At 72.1% G+C, this 16,621-nt stretch carries 18 protein-coding genes; 5 read left to right on the forward strand and 13 right to left on the reverse strand.

Going from position 1 to position 16,621, the window contains the following annotated elements; translation table 11 throughout:
* Positions 1-235: 235 nt before the first annotated feature.
* Positions 236-727 (forward strand): hypothetical protein, encoded by a 492-nt coding sequence (locus tag HUX53_RS25360; protein ID WP_176405730.1) that lies wholly within the window; start codon positions 236-238, stop codon positions 725-727.
* A 6-nt stretch (positions 728-733) separates the two neighbouring features.
* Here the strand turns inward: HUX53_RS25360 and HUX53_RS25365 are convergent, their stop codons facing one another.
* Both HUX53_RS25365 and HUX53_RS25370 read right to left on the reverse strand, forming a co-directional pair.
* A complete protein-coding gene (locus tag HUX53_RS25365) occupies positions 734-1,390 on the reverse strand; it encodes a rhomboid-like protein (RefSeq protein ID WP_176405731.1) in 657 nt (218 codons plus the stop codon).
* Between the two features lie 26 nt (positions 1,391-1,416).
* Positions 1,417-3,036, reverse strand: a complete 1,620-nt coding sequence (locus tag HUX53_RS25370) for an MFS transporter (RefSeq protein WP_176405732.1) — start codon at positions 3,034-3,036, stop codon at positions 1,417-1,419.
* A 152-nt stretch (positions 3,037-3,188) separates the two neighbouring features.
* Between HUX53_RS25370 and HUX53_RS25375 the strand changes: the two genes are divergently transcribed.
* Complete coding sequence (locus tag HUX53_RS25375) at positions 3,189-3,851, forward strand: TetR family transcriptional regulator (RefSeq protein WP_176405733.1); 663 nt, start codon at positions 3,189-3,191, stop codon at positions 3,849-3,851.
* 56 nt (positions 3,852-3,907) lie between these two features.
* Entirely contained in the window at positions 3,908-5,335 is a 1,428-nt protein-coding gene (locus HUX53_RS25380; RefSeq protein WP_176405734.1) for a glutamate decarboxylase, read from the forward strand.
* A gap of 3 nt (positions 5,336-5,338) precedes the next feature.
* On the opposite strand, the gene HUX53_RS25385 is transcribed toward HUX53_RS25380, so the two are convergent.
* Together HUX53_RS25385 and HUX53_RS25390 are read right to left on the reverse strand one after the other, a co-directional pair.
* Positions 5,339-6,511 (reverse strand): acyl-CoA dehydrogenase family protein, encoded by a 1,173-nt coding sequence (locus tag HUX53_RS25385; RefSeq protein WP_176405735.1) that lies wholly within the window; start codon positions 6,509-6,511, stop codon positions 5,339-5,341.
* Positions 6,512-7,618: an acyl-CoA dehydrogenase family protein gene (locus HUX53_RS25390; protein WP_176405736.1), complete on the reverse strand. Its 1,107-nt coding sequence runs from the start codon at positions 7,616-7,618 to the stop codon at positions 6,512-6,514.
* A gap of 345 nt (positions 7,619-7,963) precedes the next feature.
* On the opposite strand from HUX53_RS25390, the gene HUX53_RS25395 reads away from it, so the two are divergent.
* The gene (locus tag HUX53_RS25395) at positions 7,964-8,590 is read left to right on the forward strand and encodes a TetR family transcriptional regulator (RefSeq protein WP_309237423.1); all 627 of its coding nucleotides are present in this window, start codon (positions 7,964-7,966) and stop codon (positions 8,588-8,590) included.
* A 79-nt stretch (positions 8,591-8,669) separates the two neighbouring features.
* The gene (locus HUX53_RS41530) at positions 8,670-8,903 is read left to right on the forward strand and encodes a DUF397 domain-containing protein (protein ID WP_176405738.1); all 234 of its coding nucleotides are present in this window, start codon (positions 8,670-8,672) and stop codon (positions 8,901-8,903) included.
* A 49-nt stretch (positions 8,904-8,952) separates the two neighbouring features.
* Here HUX53_RS41530 and HUX53_RS25405 read toward each other — a convergent pair whose 3' ends face one another.
* From HUX53_RS25405 to HUX53_RS25440, 9 genes are all read right to left on the reverse strand, one after another.
* Positions 8,953-9,591, reverse strand: coding sequence for a response regulator transcription factor (locus tag HUX53_RS25405; RefSeq protein WP_176405739.1), 639 nt, complete (start codon positions 9,589-9,591; stop codon positions 8,953-8,955).
* Positions 9,584-10,741 carry a sensor histidine kinase gene (locus HUX53_RS25410; RefSeq protein ID WP_176405740.1) on the reverse strand — a complete coding sequence of 386 codons (1,158 nt, stop codon included), beginning with the start codon at positions 10,739-10,741 and terminating at the stop codon, positions 9,584-9,586. The genes HUX53_RS25405 and HUX53_RS25410 overlap by 8 nt, the downstream gene beginning before the upstream one ends.
* A 31-nt stretch (positions 10,742-10,772) precedes the next feature.
* Complete coding sequence (locus HUX53_RS25415) at positions 10,773-11,513, reverse strand: ABC transporter permease (protein WP_176405741.1); 741 nt, start codon at positions 11,511-11,513, stop codon at positions 10,773-10,775.
* Position 11,514: 1 nt separating this feature from the next.
* Positions 11,515-12,420, reverse strand: coding sequence for an ABC transporter ATP-binding protein (locus tag HUX53_RS25420; protein WP_176405742.1), 906 nt, complete (start codon positions 12,418-12,420; stop codon positions 11,515-11,517).
* Between the two features lie 95 nt (positions 12,421-12,515).
* Positions 12,516-12,647 carry a hypothetical protein gene (locus tag HUX53_RS41535; protein ID WP_255205619.1) on the reverse strand — a complete coding sequence of 44 codons (132 nt, stop codon included), beginning with the start codon at positions 12,645-12,647 and terminating at the stop codon, positions 12,516-12,518.
* A gap of 295 nt (positions 12,648-12,942) precedes the next feature.
* Positions 12,943-13,842: a hypothetical protein gene (locus HUX53_RS25425; RefSeq protein WP_176405743.1), complete on the reverse strand. Its 900-nt coding sequence runs from the start codon at positions 13,840-13,842 to the stop codon at positions 12,943-12,945.
* An 83-nt stretch (positions 13,843-13,925) separates the two neighbouring features.
* Positions 13,926-14,939, reverse strand: coding sequence for an allantoicase (gene alc / locus HUX53_RS25430; protein ID WP_176405744.1), 1,014 nt, complete (start codon positions 14,937-14,939; stop codon positions 13,926-13,928).
* Positions 14,936-16,243 (reverse strand): allantoinase AllB, encoded by a 1,308-nt coding sequence (gene allB / locus HUX53_RS25435; RefSeq protein ID WP_176405745.1) that lies wholly within the window; start codon positions 16,241-16,243, stop codon positions 14,936-14,938. The genes alc and allB overlap by 4 nt, the downstream gene beginning before the upstream one ends.
* A partial coding sequence (locus tag HUX53_RS25440) for a glycerate kinase (RefSeq protein WP_176405746.1) occupies positions 16,240-16,621 on the reverse strand: 382 nt, incomplete at its 5' end. The genes allB and HUX53_RS25440, both read right to left, overlap by 4 nt.

Consider the following 16,621-nt stretch of genomic DNA (forward strand, 5'->3'; position numbering starts at 1 on the left):
CGGCGCGTCCGTTGCGCCGTGCGTGGGCGGGTTCGGAGGGGTAGAAGAGACAGGCGACGCCCGCGGCCGCGCCGGGCCCCCTCGTCGGGATCGGGGGGGAGCGCGGGGACCGTCCGAAGCGCGGCGTCTCGGGCGGCCTCTCCAAGGGCCTCGGCGCGGCCGCGGGCGTCGCCGCGTCGGCCGCCGCCGGCCAGGACACGAGCAGGCCGATGACGGCGGCGGTGACGCCGCCTCGATGGTCCCGTCGGCGAGCAAGGGGCAGACGCATCCGGCGTCCGCGCAGACCAGCGGCGTGCCGCAGAGCCCGCTCCCCGGCCTCACCGGTGCCGAACGCGGGACGGGCGGCTCGCCGACCGCGTCCGAGGAGAACCCGGTCACCAGCGCCTACGACGACCCGCCGCAGCCGGCGAGCGGCACCCCCGGCGGCGGTCCGGCCCCGGCGCCGCCCGCGACGTCCCCGACGGGAAAGCCGTCGCCGGACGAGAAGCCGGTGACGGACACGCCGTCGCGGCCGGAGAAGCCGTCCACCCCGCCGGAGGAGTCGCCGACCACTCCCCCGACGACAACGCCGCCGCCTTCCTCCGACCCGGCGACTCCGCCGGACGACGGATCGACGCCGCCGGCCACGCCGCCGACGGACACCCCGTCGACACCGCCCGCCGAGGACTCCGGGACGCCGAGCCCGAGCCCCACCGCCAACCCCGCCCCGGAGCCGGGGCAGGGCTGACCGAAGTCAGGCCCCCGCGAGCGGCCCCGGCCGCGCCATTTCGGGCGGCGCGGGCACCGCGACGCGGCGGCGTTCCAGTAGGAGCAGCAACCCGCCGATCAGCGCGCCGGCGAGCATCGCCGTCAGGTGCCCGACGGCGGCGACCTTCAGCGCGAGCAGGCCGTCCAGCAGGACGGGCACGAGCGCGCACCAGCCGGCCAGCGCCAGCAGCCGCCGCACCCGCCCGCGCCCGTACAGGAACGCCGCGACGAGCGCCGCGCACAGCACGTAGGACGGGCCGACGTCGGGGACCGTGCGGATGGAGTCCGACAGCAGGCCGGCCTCCAGCCGCACGAGCGCGATGCCCTGGCTGACGAGGGTGCCGAGGACGTGCGAGGCGGCGACGAGCACCACGGCCCGCAGGTTCCCGAACCGCCGGGTGAGGGGGAACAGCCCGATCGCCGCGACGACCAGCAGCACGCCCTGCGCCCCCTCGGCGACGAACGCCGAAGCGACCATCGTCCCGACCGGGTTGACCGCGAGGTTGGACAGGTTGGTGCTGGCCCAGGCGACCAGCGCGTGCCGGGCGTCCGGCGGCAGGACGAGGGCCTGCACCATCCACACGGCCGCGAACAGTCCCAGGAACGTCAGCGGCATCGTGTACCGCTTCACGAACGAACCCATCACACCGGCAGCCTAACCCCGCGCGATCAGGCGGCCGCGGCGCCGTCGACGGGGCTGCCGCCCCGCCGCACGAGCAGCGCCGCGAGGACGGCGGCGAGCGCGACCGCCGCCGCGACGGTCAGCGACTCCTGGAAGCCGTCCATGAACGCGAGGTGGCTTCCGGTGGTGATGGCGTCCGCGGCCTGGTCCGGCGTCCCCGGCGGGACGGGCGCGACGCCCTGCGACACGAGCCCGCCCGCGCCTTCGAGCTGCTGGGCCGCCGGTGCGGGGACGCCCGCGTCGGTCAGCCGCCCGAACAGCACGTCGCCGACCTTGGTGGACAGCAGCACGCCCAGCACCGACGTGCCGAGGACGCCGCCGAGCTGCGAGGCGGTCTGCTGCAGGCCGCCCGCGACGCCCGCGAGGTGCGCGGGCGCGTTGCCGACGATGGCCTCCGTCCCGGCGACGATGATCATCCCGAACGCCAGGCCGACGAGCACGAACCACGGCCACATCTGCACATAAGGGGCGTCCACCCCGATGCGGGACAGGCCGAACATCGCGACCGCGGTGAACCCCATCCCGAGCGCGAGCGGCGGCCGCGGGCCGAACCGGCTGGTCAGCGCGCCCGCGATCGGGGACGCGATGATGAACATGCCGGTCATCGGCAGCAGCCGGACGCCGGCGTCCACCGGGCTCATCCCGTGCACCTGCTGCAGGTAGAGGGTGATGAAGAAGATCGTCCCGAACATCGCGAAGAAGCCGAGGACGATGAGCCCGGTCGCCGCCGACAGCGACACCGAGCGGAACAGGCCGAGCGGCAGCAGCGGGTGCTCCACCCGCAGCTCGGTCCGGACGAACGCGGCGAACAGCACGGCGGACACGGCGAACGAGACCAGCGGGACGGCGTCCCCGAACCCGTGCTCACCGGCCTTGATAAGGCCCCAGACCAGGGCGAACAGCGCGCCGGTGAGCAGCGCGACGCCGGGCAGGTCGAACGAGCCGGCGCCCTCCTCGTCCCGCGACTCGCGGATCACCCACAGGCCGACCAGCAGCGCGACCAGCCCGAGCGGGGCGTTGAGGAAGAACACCGACTCCCAGTTGACGTTCTCGACCAGCAGCCCGGCGACGATCGGGCCGCCCGCGATCGAGATGCCGACCGTGGAGCCCCAGATGCCGATCGCGGCGTTGAGCCGCTCGGCGGGGAAGGTGTTGCGCAGGATGGCGAGGCTGGCGGGCTGCAGCAGCGCGCCCGCGAAGCCCTGCACGACACGCCAGAAGATCACCATGCCGAGCCCGCCGGACAGCCCGATGAGCAGCGAGGAGACGGCGAACCCGACCACGCCGGCGAGGAACGTCCGCTTGCGGCCGAACCGGTCGGCGATCTTCCCGGCGGGGATCAGCGTGACGGCGAGCGCCAGCAGGTAGGCGTTGGTCACCCACTGCAGGCCGGACAGGCTCGCGCCGAGGTCCTTGGCGATCGCGGGGTTGGCGATGGACACGACGGTCGCGTCCAGGCCGACCATCATCACGCCGAGCGCGACGGCGACGAGGGTGAGCCACGGATGCCCGTGCCCCGGCCTGGCTGGTCGGCCGCGCGCCTGATCGCGCGGCGGAACGTTGACGGCGCCCGGTTCGAGTGTGTCGGCGCCTTGTGCATGAGTCATGGTCGACCCCTCCGGTTTGGCAGGGGTTCAAAGTGTCATGATGTGACACATGTCGTCAACTGCCTACCGTCATCCGAAGACATGATTTAGCTTACGACAGAATTCTCGCGCTGCCACTTGGCGCGGGCGCACCCGCTGGTTACACTGCGCACATGACCGCGACCGCCCCCGAGACCGGCACGTCCGGTCCCGGATCCCAGCCCCCGGGCAGGCGCGAACGCAAGAAGCAGCGCACCCGCGAGGCGCTCATCGACGCCGCGTTCACGCTCTTCGCCGAAAAGGGATTCGACGCCACCACCGTCGAGGAGATCGCCGACGCCGTGGACGTCTCCTCCCGCACGTTCTTCCGCTACTTCGCCTCGAAGGAGGACGTCGCGCTCACCTTCCAGGAGGAGCAGATCCGCGCCGTCACCGAGGTGCTGGCCGGACGCCCCGCCGACGAGCCGATCATGACGGCACTGCGGCGCACCGTGGTGGAGATCGCCCGCGCCTGCGAGGCCGGCGAGCTGGGATTCACCCCCGGCCGCTTCGAGTGCATGCTCACGATGATGAACGAGAGCCCCGCCCTGATGGGGGGCAGCCTGGAGCACGCGCAGAAGAAGCAGGCGCTGCTCACCGAGATCATCGCGGGACGGATGGGGCTCGACCCGGCCACGGACCTGCGTCCCCACGTCGTGGCGGCCGCGACGACGTGCGCCTTCCAGGCCGCCGCCGATGCCACCCGCCGCCTCGGCGGCGGCTTCGGCACGCTCTCGGAGACGGTCGACCAGGCGTTCGCCATCCTCGAGAACGGCCTCAACGCCCCCGTCGAGTAGGTGCCGTACCCGTCGCGCTGCTGTGTGGAAGCGGGCGGCCGGGGTACTTCGGCGGCATGGCCCTGAAGCATCCCCGCACTGCCGGAGACGGTAGCCGTGACCTGGAGGTCAACCCGGTCTTCAGCCGCGAGCCGCTGACGATCCCCCGGTACGCGCTGCCCGCCGGCGAGCTGGACCCGGGCACCGCCTACCAGGTCGTCCACGACGAGCTGATGCTGGACGGCAACGCGCGGCTGAACCTCGCGACGTTCGTGTCGACGTGGGCGGAGCCGGAGGCGGTGCGGCTGATGGCCGAGTGCGCCGAGAAGAACATGATCGACAAGGACGAGTACCCGCGCACCGCCGAGCTGGAGATGCGCTGCGTGCACATGCTCGCCCGGCTCTGGCACGCCGAGGATCCGCGCCGCACCGTGGGCTGCTCGACCACCGGGTCCAGCGAGGCGGCGATGCTCGGCGGGCTCGCGCTCAAGCGCCGCTGGCAGGCGCGGCGGCGGGCGGCCGGGGAACCCGCGGACCGGCCGAACCTCGTCATGGGCGTCAACGTGCAGATCTGCTGGGAGAAGTTCGCGAACTACTTCGAGGTCGAGCCCCGGTACGTGCCGATGGAGGGCGACCGCTACCACCTCGGCGCGCGGGAGGCCGTGGAGCTGTGCGACGAGAACACGATCGGGGTCGTCGCCGTCCTCGGGTCCACGTTCGACGGGAGCTACGAGCCGGTCGCGGAGATCGCGTCCGCGCTCGACGACCTGGAGCAGAACACGGGCCTGGACGTGCCGATCCATGTGGACGGCGCGTCCGGCGCGATGGTGGCGCCGTTCCTCGACCCGGGCCTGCACTGGGACTTCCGGCTGCCGCGCGTCGCGTCCATCAACACCTCCGGCCACAAATACGGCCTCGTCATGCCGGGCGTGGGCTGGGCGCTGTGGCGGGACGAGGACGCGCTCCCCGACGACCTCGTCTTCCACGTCAACTACCTCGGCGGGGACATGCCGACGTTCGCGCTGAACTTCTCCCGCCCCGGCGCGCAGGTCGTCGCCCAGTACTACAACTTCCTGCGGCTCGGCTTCGACGGGTACCGCCGCGTCCAGCAGACGTGCCGGGACGTCGCGACGCGGCTGGCGTCCGAGATCGGCCGGCTCGGCCCGTTCGAGACGCTCACCGACGGCTCCGACATCCCGGTGTTCGCGTTCCGCGTGCGGGAGGACGTCCGCAACTTCACGGTGTTCGACGTGTCGGCCGCGCTGCGCGAGTCGGGGTGGCTCGTGCCCGCCTACACCTTCCCGGAGAACCGCACCGACCTCGCCGTCCTGCGCGTGGTGGTGCGCAACGGGTTCGGGCACGACCTCGCCGACCTGTTCCTGGACGACCTGCGCCGCGTCCTGCGCCGGCTGGGGTCCCAGCGGGAACCCCAGCGGGGCGCGGACGACGCGACCGGTTTCGCGCACGGCGCCGAGCCCAAGAAGACCCGGCCCGGAAAGACCTGACGGTCAGCGGGGGGCGCGGGGCAGGCCGAGGCCGATCATCGCGATCAGCTCGCGCTGGATCTCGTTGACGCCGCCGCCGAACGTCAGCACGAGCGCGCCCTTGGACAGCCGGTCGACCGACGTCATGAAGCCCGCCGTCTCCGGGTCGCCGGGGTCGCCGTAGCGGGCGAGGACGTCCCCGACGATGCGGCCGACCTCCTGCATCCGCTCCGAGGAGTAGATCTTGGTGGCGGACGCGTCGGCGGCGCCGAGCCAGCCGAGGTCCTGGTTCGCGGCGACCTGCCAGTTGAGGATCTCGTTGACGCGCAGGTAGGCGTGCACCTGGGCGAGCGCGCGGCGGACGGCGGGCTCCTCGATGAGCGGCCGGCCGTCTCGTCCCGTCGTGGCGCGGGCCCAGCGCTCGAACCGGTTGCGGGTGTGCCCGATGTTGCCGGCCGGGCCGAGCGTGACCCGCTCGTGGTTGAGCTGGTTGACGATCAGGTCCCAGCCCTTGTTCTCCTCGCCGATGAGCATGTCGGCCGGGACGCGGATGTCCTGGAAGTACGTCGAGTTGGTGTGGTGGGCGCCGTCCATCGTGATGATCGGCGTCCAGGAGAAGCCCGGGTCCTTGCAGTCGACGATGAACATCGAGATGCCCTTGTGCTTCTTCGCGGACGGGTCGGTGCGGGCCGCGAGCCACACGTAGTCCGAGTGGTGCGCGCCGGACGTGAAGATCTTCTGCCCGTTCACCAGGTAGTGGTCGCCGTCCTTGACCGCGGTGGTGCGCAGCGCGGCGAGGTCGGTGCCGGCGCCCGGCTCGCTGTAGCCGATCGCGAAGTGGCACTCCCCCGCGAGGATGCGCGGGATGAAGAACTCCTTGTGCGCGTCCGACCCGTACTGCAGGATCGTCGGCGCCACCGAGTTCAGCGTGATCAGCGGGTAGGTGACCTCGGCGCGGGCGATCTCGTTCGCGAAGATCGTCTGCTCGACCGGGCCGTAGCCGCGCCCGCCGTACTCCTTCGGCAGCGCGACGCCGAGCATCCCGTCGCGGCCGAGCCGCTTGCAGTGCTCCATGTAGGCGGCGCCGAACGGGTCCGCCCCGATCGCGGCGCGCTGCTCTGCGGTCAGGCAGTTCTCGAAGTACTCGCGCAGCTCGGCGCGGAGCCTCTTCTGCTCGTCGGTCAGGTCGATGAACATTCAGGCCTCCTGAGCGATGAGCGCGCCGAGCGCGTCGAGCCGGTCTTCCGCGCCGCCGAGCAGGTGGCCGCAGTGCTTGCCCAAGGCGAAGTAGCGGTGCAGCGGGTAGGTGACGTCCAGGCCGATGCCGCCGTGCAGGTGCTGGCAGGTGTAGAGGGCCTTGATGACGGGGTCGCACGCGTTGTAGGACGCGATCGTCAGCAGTTCCTCGGCGTCGCCCGCGTCCTCGGCCAGCCGCCAGACGCCCGCCCAGACGGCCACGTCCAGCGCGCGCTTCGCGATGTAGACGTCGCTGATCTGCATCGTGACGGCCTGGAACTGCGCGAGCGCCCGGTCGAACTGCTCGCGGGTCTTGGTGTACTCCTTGGTCAGCTCCAGCGCGCCCTCGATGACGCCGGACGAGATCGCGACCGCGCCGGCGACGGCCGAGCGGCGGAGGGTGTCCCAGGCCGCGCCGTCAGCGGTGCCGCCGAGCAGAGCCTCGGAGCCGACCCTCGTGTCGTCCAGTGCGACGCGGGACAGCGGCTCGCTCGTCGCGGACGGCTGCTCGGTGATCGTCGCGGCACCGGGCTCGACCAGGAAGACCCCGATGCCCTCGCCCTCGACGCGCGCCGGGACGAGGATCCGCGCCGCCTCCCGCGCATACGGGACGAACGTCTTCACGCCGTTGAGGACGTAACCGTCGCCGTCCTTGCGGGCCGTCGTGGCGACCTCACCGGCCGGGCCGACCTCGCGGTACGCGCCCGTCAGGATCGTCGCGCCCTCGGTCAGCGGGGCGAGCAGGGCACGCTGCTCCGCCGTGCCGTGCGCGCCGATCGGGACGGCCGCCAGCGCGAGCGACGCGTACACCGGGACGGGCGCGACGTGCAGGCCGACCTCGCGCAGGATCACCGCCAGCTCGACCGGGCCGAGGCCGGCGCCGCCGGCGTCCTCGGGCAGGACGATCCCGAGCAGCCCCGCCTGCGCGAGGGCCTTCCAGGTCGCCTCGTCGTAGGGGGCGCCGCTCTTCTCGAACGCCTCCAGCCGCTCCTGCGCGGCCTCGCGCCCGAGCACTCCGGCGGCGAGGCCCTTGATCTCTTGCTGGGTCTCGTCGAGGTTGAAGTCCACTCATCCGCTCCCTTCCAGGAGGTGCAGCCGGCCGCACCGCTCGAACTCGGCGCGCGGCCCGGGCCGGTCGTCGTCCGCCCTGGCCTCCAGCGGTGCCGCGACGCTCACCATGCCCACCTCCAGGACGCGCCCACGGCGAAAAAGTAGAACAGATTCTACTCAGTGTCCAGAGGTCCGATCGTTCTCGTTGGCAGGCCGGTTAGCCTGCTATGGCAGGGCCGAGGGCGCCGGCGGCGACGGCCCGGGAAAGGCCGCCTTCAGCCAATCAGATAACACGTTCTCGCGAACCTGTACGCTAGGGAGAACGCGCCGGGCGACCGAGCCCGCACAGAAGGGATGACGACCGTGACCGCAGAGCCGACAGTGACCGGAGACGGCCGGCCGGCGGGACAGGCGGCCGGGCAGGGCGTGCGCTCCCGCAGCCAGCACCAGCGGCGCAAGCGTATCGTCCAGGCGGCCGCCGCGCTCGCGTCCCGCGGCGGCATCGAGGCGATGCAGATGCGCACCGTCTCCGAGCGGGCCGGGGTCGCGCTCGGCACGCTGTACCGCTACTTCCCGTCCAAGATGGATCTGGTCGTCGCCGTCGTCAGCGAGGAGATCGACCTCCTCGAAGGCAGCATCGAGCGCCGCCCGCCCCGCAGCGGCGCCGCCCCCGAACGCGCGGTCGAGGTGCTGATGCGCGCCACCCGCGGCCTCATGCGCGAGCCCGAACTGGCCGAGGCGATGATCCGCTCCCTCCTGCTGTCCGACGTCAAGACCGACTTCGGCGAGCGGATGAGCGGGCTGCTGCTGCGCGCCGCGTCCGGCCCGCCGGAGGCCATCCCCGCCGGCGATCCGCGCCGCCTCGCGGCCCGCGCGCTGTCCGGCATCTGGACCATGGAGATGATCGAGATGCTGCGCGGCAACGCCACCGCCGAGGAGATCCAGTCCCGCCTGGAGATCACCGCCACCCGCCTGCTCATCGACCCCTGACCGCATTCCCCGTGTGGCGCGCGCCCCTTCCCCACTAGCCTTGGACCCCGACAGGAGCCAGGACGAAGAAGGTGTGCCAGTGACCGAGCAGGAACCGATCCTCAGCGACGGGGTCATCATCGAGTTCATCGATGGCAAGGACGTCCCCGTCCAGCACAAGGACTTCGGTGAGCGGGCCGTCGTGATGCGCGACGCCAAGAACCCCGAGGGGCCGATCCTCTACTTCACCGAGGCCGAGTGGGACGCCTTCATCGCGGGCGTCAAGGACGGCGAGTTCGACGACCTCCTGGAGGAGGACCCCACCGAGGCCTGACCTCGCGAACGGTCGACGCCCCCGGCCGTCCGCCGGGGGCGTTCCGCGTTCAGGGCAGCAGGCGCAGGTTGTACGCGGTGGCCACCGCCGCGGCGCGGTCCTTGGCGTCCAGCTTGGCGTAGATGTGGGTGAGGTGGGTCTTGACGGTCGCCTCGCTGATGAAGAGCTCGCCGGCGATCTCCCGGTTGCTCGTGCCGCGTGCCACCAGCCGCAGGACCTCCAGTTCGCGGCTGCTCAGGGAATCCTCGCGGGGGGCGCGGACGCGGGAGACGAGGCGGGAGGCGATGGCCGGGGACAGCACGGTGCGGCCCGCGGCGGCGGCGCGGACGGCGTCGAAGAGGTCCTCGCGGGGCGCGTCCTTGAGCAGGTAGCCGGTGGCGCCGGCCTCGATCGCCGGGATCGTGTCGGCGTCGGTGTCGTAGGTGGTGAGGACGAGCACCTTGCAGGGCAGGCCGCGGCGGGCGAGCTCGGTGATGGCCTCGACGCCGCCTCCGCCGGGCATCCGGAGGTCCATGAGGACGACGTCGGGGCGCAGCTCCGCCGCGAGGGCCACGGCCTGGCGGCCGTCGGCGGCCTCGCCCAGGACCTCGAATCCGGTGGTGGCGGCGAACATGCCGCGCAGGCCGTCCCGGACGACGGGATGGTCGTCGACGATCAGCAGCGTGATGTCAGCGGTGTCGTCAGCCATGGCGGATCAACGGTACGCGGGCGGAGACGGCCGTGCCCCGGCCGGGTTCGGACTCGATCTCCAGGGTGCCGGCGACCCGTTCCGCGCGCTCCCGCATGGCGGTCAGGCCGAAGCCGCCGGCGGGGCGGGCGGTGAAGCCGCGGCCGTCGTCGCGGACGTCGAGGGCCACTTCTCCGTCCATGTAGGAGAGGGTCACGCCGATGCGCTCGGCGTGGGCGTGCCGGGTGGCGTTGGCGAGGGCCTCCTGGGCGATGCGCAAGAGTGCGGCCTCCAGCTCTCCGTGCAGGGGTTCGACCGTCCCGGTGACGGTGAGGCGCGCCCGGTCGCCGGTGATCTTCTTGAGGGCGTCGGGGAGGGTGTCGTGTTCCAGGTGGGTCGGCGCGAGGTCCCGCACGGAGCGGCGCGCCTCACGCAGGCTCTCGCGCGCCAGGTCGGTGGCGCGGCGGACGTGCGCACCGTCCTCGGCCGCCTGGAGCTGGGTGATGATGCCGGTCAGGCCCTGCGCGAGGGTGTCGTGGATCTCGGCGGCCAGCCGGCGGCGCTCGTCGCTGACCCCGGCCTCGCGGGCCTGGACGAGGAGCTGGGCGTGCAGGGCGGCGTTCTCTGCGAGCGCTTGCTCCAGGCGGGCGTTGGTGCGTTCGAGTTCGGCGATGGTCTCCGCCTGGACGCGGGCCTGCTCGGCCTCCCGGTCGCCGAGCCGGGCGAAGATGGCGACGAGCACGGTGTTCAGGACGAGGAGGCCGCCGAAGGCGCCCGCCTGGGCGGGGCCGTCCGGCGGGAGGCCGCCCGACTGGCCGCCCGCCATCGTGACCGCCGTGACGAGCAGTCCGGCCCTCACCCAGCGGCGGGGCAGGTAGCGCTGGGCGTCGAAGTACCCGAGTACGGCGTAGACGCAGAAGAACGGGTTCAGCCAGGACAGGGTGAAGGCGAGGGCGGTGCGGGTCCAGAAGTAGCCGCGTCCCGGGATCGTCCAGGCGGCGTGCGCGACCTGGAGGGCCAGCGCGGTGAGGAGGAGGGCCGCGGCCGCCCACTGCTCCGCCGGCGACATGACCAGATCGCGGATGAGCAGCCCCAGCAGGGTCGCGAGGGCCAGCAGGCCGAACGGCCCCCAGCGGAAGAACCGCTCCCACTGCTGCTGGATCGTGGTCATTGAACTATTTTGTCCTATCTCTCGTCCGGGCCTATTCCCAGCGGAACCAGCGGACGGCGGCGGCGATCAGGACGGCGGCCCAGCCGGCGGTGACGGCCAGGTGCGTCCATCCGGGGAAGGCGCCGCCGGCGGCCTGGTCGAGGGCCTGGGACGCGGCGCCGAACGGGAAGTACTCGACGACGTTCCGCAGCGGTCCGGGCATGGCCTGGACGGGGACCCAGAGGCCCGCGAGGAACATCGCCGGGAAGAACACGATCGTGCCGACCACGGTGGTGGCCTTGGCGTTGGGCGTGACCGCGGTGACCGCGGCGCCCAGCGCGAGCGCGCCGAGGGCGCCGAGCAGCAGCGCCAGCAGGTAGCCGGGCACCTGGCCGGGCAGCGCCACCCCGAACGCGAGCCGGCCGACGGCGATGACCAGCAGCGCCGAGACCACGGCGGCCGCGAAGTGCAGCACGATCTGCGCGGCCAGCAGCGCGGCGGGCCGGACGGGCGTGGCGGACATGCGGCGCAGGATGCCGCGCTCCCGGTAGCCGGACAGCACCGGCGGCAGCGCCTGGATCCCGGCCATGATCATGGCGAGCAGCACGTTGACCGGGACGTACAGGTCGATGACCCGGGCGCCGCCGAGGCCGGGATCCGGTTCCCGGAACGACGGGATCAGGCCGAGGATCGCCAGCAGGATGGTGGGGAACGCGACGATCCAGAACAGGCTGAACGGCTCGCGGAGGAAGAGGCGGAGCTCCGCCTTCAGGACGGCGGTGGAGGCGGCCACGTCAGTTCTCCCGGTCTTCGGTGAGTTCGAGGAAGGCGTCGTCCAGCGTGGCGTCGGTGACCCGCAGCTGGTGGGCGGTGATCTGCCGGCGGGCGAGCAGCGAGATGACCGCGTTGACGGTCGTGTCGGTGCCGTGGACGGTGAGGTGGCCGTTGCGGCGCTCGATGGTCGTCGCCTCGGGCAGCCCCGCCAGGTCCTCGTCGTCGAGGGGCCGGGACGGGGCGAACGACAGCACGGTGCCGGCGGCGCTGCGGCGGACCAGCCCGGCGGGGGTGTCCAGGGCGGTCACCCGGCCCTGCTTGAACACCGCGATCCGGTCGCAGAGCCGCTGCGCCTCCTCCATGAAGTGCGTGACGAGCACGACGGTGACGCCGGAGTCGCGGACCTCCTCGATCAGCTTCCAGGTGTCGCGGCGGGCGCGCGGGTCCAGGCCGGTGGTCAGCTCGTCCAGGACGACGATCCTGGGACGGCCGATGAGGGCCAGGGCGATGAACAGCCGCTGCTTCTGGCCGCCGGACAACTTGCCGAACCGGGCGGTGAGCCTGTCGGCGAGGCCGAGGCGTCCGGCGAGCTCGCGCCAGTCGAGCGGGTCCGGATAGAACGCGCTGTACAGCTCCAGTGCCTCCCGCACGGCCAGCTTCGGCTGCAGTTCGCTCTCCTGGAGCTGCACGCCGAGAACCCTGGTGACCCCGTCACGGTCGGCGCGCGGGTCGAGCCCGGCGACGCGAACGGTCCCGGCGTCGGGCTCGCGCAGCCCCGCCAGACACTCGACGGCCGTCGTCTTCCCGGCGCCGTTGGGCCCGAGGATCCCGAAGATCTCCCCTTCCTCGACACCGAACGCGACATCGTCCACCACGGGACGACCCCCGTAGACCTTGCGCAGGCCGTTGACTTCAATGATCGGCATGCATACGACGATCGCCCCAGACCGCCCCCGCCCACATCGCCCGATGCGCTCGTCCCGCCATCAGCCGATCGGTTGATGCCGCCCTACGACCCTTTTCACGGACGGGACGGCTGCACCACAAGGGGGCTGGGGCGGTAGCGGAGGAAGGCCGAGGAGTCGAGGGAGAGGGCCGCGGCGGCCTTGTTGAGGGATCGCGCGCTGGTGCCGGGCCAGTGGCCGGTCTTCACGCGCTTCTCCAGCGCTTGAAGAGACGCCACGTACTCGGACGCGGAGAAGTTGCAGTGGCCGATCCGGTGGACGTAGGCCTGCCGCGGCAGGCGGGTACGTCCGGCGGCGCGGACGGCCTTCGCGTACTCGCTCTGGTGCTCGACCGGGACGAGTTGGTCGGAGACCGTGTGGACGTTCAGCGTCGGGACCGTGACGCACCTGGAGGAAGACCCCCACCGAGGCCCCTGAAACCGAGTGCGAGGACGCCCTCGGCATTCCCCGGGAGCGTTCTCGTGTACTGCGGCGACCCGACGGTCAGCTGAACAGCTCCTCGGCGGACTCCGCCGTGGCCGCGCGCATCAGCCAACGGTCCAGCTGCTCCTCGTCCTTGCAGGCCAGAACGCGGTCGCTGACCTCGTCCGGTACGTCGACCCCCCGTCCGGTGAGAAGCTTCAGCACCGACTCGGCCTCCCCCCGGGCCTTCCCCTTGGCCTCCCCCCTGGCCTCATATTCGAGGAAGGGGTCGTGCTTGAACTTGAAGTCTGCGGTACCGGTGGTCACGTACTCCTCCAGGAGTTTCTTGGCGGCTTGCGAGAGCCCGGCCAGCACCATCCCAGTGTACAGGCGGCCGAATTCCGGGTTCTGGTTGTCGATGGTGGCCAGGGCGGCGTGGGTGATCTCGATGGACTCCTCGGTGGGAGGCGTGACGTTGGCCAGGGTGCTCAGGATGGCCAGTTCGGGCATCCGCGCCGCCTGGTCGGTGGTGGTGATGAGCGGCTGGGCGCCCAGGCCCGTGCCAGGCCCCACCACCAGCGGCCTGAGGTTGAAGTCGGGGTGCCCGAGCGCGATCGGCCGCCGTGCCCATTCGGCCACGCTGCGGCCGGGGCAGATCACGACCAGGTAGCAGGGGGACCTGGTCCTGGCCCACTGCGAGGCGAGGTAGAGGGGCCAACTGCCGTGCTTGCTCGGGTCCATGGTCGTCTGCGTTTCCGCGATGACGCTGATCGTCGGTTCGGTGGCGACTCCTTCGCAGAGTTCGACCACGTTGTCGGCGGTGTACGCGGTGGGGGCGAGCTGGGTGCACGCCTCGCTGGCGGATCTGACCTTGACCTGGGGATCCACCTTGATGCCGAAGGCCGTTTCCAGCAGATCGACGACAACCCTCGGGTTGTCGCGGATGATCTTGATTGGGGATTCGTGCGTGATGCCGACCATGCGCGGAACGTTAGCAGGCGATCACCATTAGATACCTTCACCATCCAATGACTGTGCACGCGTAGTGCGTGGAGGGGCGATGGTCAATGGTTTGCCGAGCGTTGGGTGAGGGCGTCCCAGCGGGCGGCGAGTTCGCCGGCTCCGGCCGGGGTCATGTCGCCGAGGAGGCGGAGGCGGGCGATGCCGCCGTCCGGGTGGATGTCCAGCCGGACGTGCGTGACCTCGGGCGATACCAGGCGGAAGCGGTGCCTGGTGTCGGGGAGGGGGGCGGTGCGGGGCAGGAGGGGGTGCCAGGCGTCGAGGGCGGCCGTGCGGGCGTCGAGGCCCTGCAGCGCGGCGGCGCCGGGGGCGTTGAACTTCAGGTTGGTGGTGTCGATCTCGGCGAGCCTGATGACGCCGGGCGCGGCGAGCCGGATCACCGCCCAGTCGTGGCCGTCGTCGCGGCGGCGGGCCGTCTCCCAGCCCTCCGCCTGGTTGCGCGCCAGGCCGGGGAACAGCATGTTGTCGGGCGAGGAGTAGAACATGTCCGAACACTCGATGACGCGGGCGCCGTTCTCCAGCGCGGCCAGATCGACGGTCAGGCCGTCCAGGACACGCGGGTCGGGGATCACGTCGCCGTGGACGCGGAGCCGGGCTATGCCGCCGTCCGGCAACATGTTCAGCCGGACGTGCGTGAACAGGCGTTCCGTGCTTACTGGGAAGGCGTGGGCGGTGTCCCCCTTCAGCGGGCTCTTCGGGACGATCTCCACCCAGTCGGCCGTCGAAAGGTCGGACGGGTAGCCGTTCACGGCGCACGCCTCGACGGACGCGTGCGGCGGGTAGTTGCCCTTGAACCAGGCGGTATCGATCACGACGCCGCGGATGACGCCGGGCAGGCCGAGCCGGATCAGCGCCCAGTCATGGCCGGGCCCCCGGCGGCGGGCGGTCTCCCAGCCGTCGTACTCCTGCCCCTTCGGCCCGAACGTCTCGGGCCGGAACGCCGGCTCCCACGGGTTGATCAGGTTCTCCTTCTCCTCGAAGGACTCGTCGCTGGCGGCCGTCACCGAGCCGCCGAGAGTGCGGACGGCCAGGTCGGGAAGATCCGTGAAGTCCGTCAAGAGGTCTCCTTTCGGGTCAGCATGCGCCCGGACGGTGTGCCGGCGACCGGGACACCGCGCAGCCAGGTCCGCCGGACGGAGCCGGTGAGCCTGCGCCCCAGGTACGGGGTGACGGGATGGCGGTGGTACAGGTGGGCGGGATCGACGGTGAACGCCTCGTCCGGGTCGAAGGCGACGAGATCGGCGTCCGTGCCGACCGCCAGCCGGCCCTTGCCGGGGACCGCGGCCAGGTCGGCGGGATTCTCGGCCATCCAGCGCACGACGGCGGAGAGGTCCTGCCCGCGGGCGCGGGCCCGCGTCCAGACGGCGGAAAGCCCGAGCTGGAGCGAGGAGATCCCGCCCCAGGCGGTGGCGAAGTCGCCCCGCTTGAGCTCTGGTGCGGCGGGCGAATGGTCACTGACCACGCAGGAGATCACTCCGGACACGAGGCCCTGCCACAGGGCGTCCTGGTTGGCCGGGTCACGGATCGGCGGGCAGCATTTGAACGCCGCTCCGGTGGCTTCGGCCGCGGTGAGGGTCAGGTAGTGGGGACAGGTCTCGGCGGTGATGGGCAGTCCGTCCGATTGCGCCGCGGCGATGGGGTCGAGACAGTCGGCGGCGGACAGGTGCAGGATGTGGGCGCGGACCCCGGTCTCCCCGGCGAGCCGGATGACCAGTTCGACGGCGCGCCTTTCCGCGGACGGCGGCCGGGACGCCAGAAACGCCGGATAGCCACCGCCGGCGGGAACGGTGAGCGCGGACGGATCCTCGGCGTGCACGATGACGAGGCCGCCGAAGGATGCGATCTCCCGGAACGCAGCCCTCATCTCGGCGACGGACAACGGCGGGAATTCGGGGACACCCGAGTCGGACGCGAAGCACTTGAAGCCGAAGACACCTGCCTCGTGCAACGGGCGCAGCATCGGCCGGTTTCCGGGAATCGCACCGCCCCAGAAGCCCACGTCAACGTGCAGTTTCCCGGCCGCGGCGGCGCGCTTGGCGGCGAGCGCGGCCGGCGAGACCGTGGGCGGCAGCGAGTTCAGCGGCATGTCGACCAGGGTGGTGACGCCGCCGGCGGCCGCGGCACGGGTCGCGGTCGCGAAGCCCTCCCACTCGGTGCGCCCCGGTTCGTTGATGTGCACATGGGTGTCGACCAGGCCCGGGAGCAGCGCGACCGCGCCCAGGTCGACTTCGGTCGCGGCGGGCAGCACCGCGCCGTGGTCGCCGATATCCGCGATGCGGCCGTCGGCGACGGCCACGGCGGCCGGCCGCTCACCGTCCGGCAGGACGGCCCGCCGGGAGCGGACCACCAGGTCGTAGCTCACGCGGCGGCCCCTAGGACGGTGCCGTCCCGGCCGATGCGCTCGGCCAGCCGTTCCAGCAGCGGGCCGGCCTGCGCCATGCACCGGTCGGGGTCGGGTTCGATGTCGGTGAGGACGTGCGCCTCACGAAGGCCGGCCTCGCGCAGCTGTGCGCCGGTCAGTTCGCACCGGCCGGCGACGGCGATCGCCGGGACGCCGTACCGGGCGGCGGCGCGGGCGACACCGACCGGGGCCTTGCCGTGCAGCGACTGCCGGTCCAGCGAGCCCTCGCCGGTGATCACCAGCCTGGCGCCGGCGACCCGGTCGGGGAAGCCGAGAAGGTCCAGCAGGTAGGCGATGCCCGGGCGGACGGTGGCGCCGAGAAAGGCCATCGCGCCGAAC

The organism is Actinomadura sp. BRA 177, from assembly GCF_013372625.1.
In the GTDB taxonomy this organism is placed as follows: Bacteria; Actinomycetota; Actinomycetes; order Streptosporangiales; family Streptosporangiaceae; genus Spirillospora.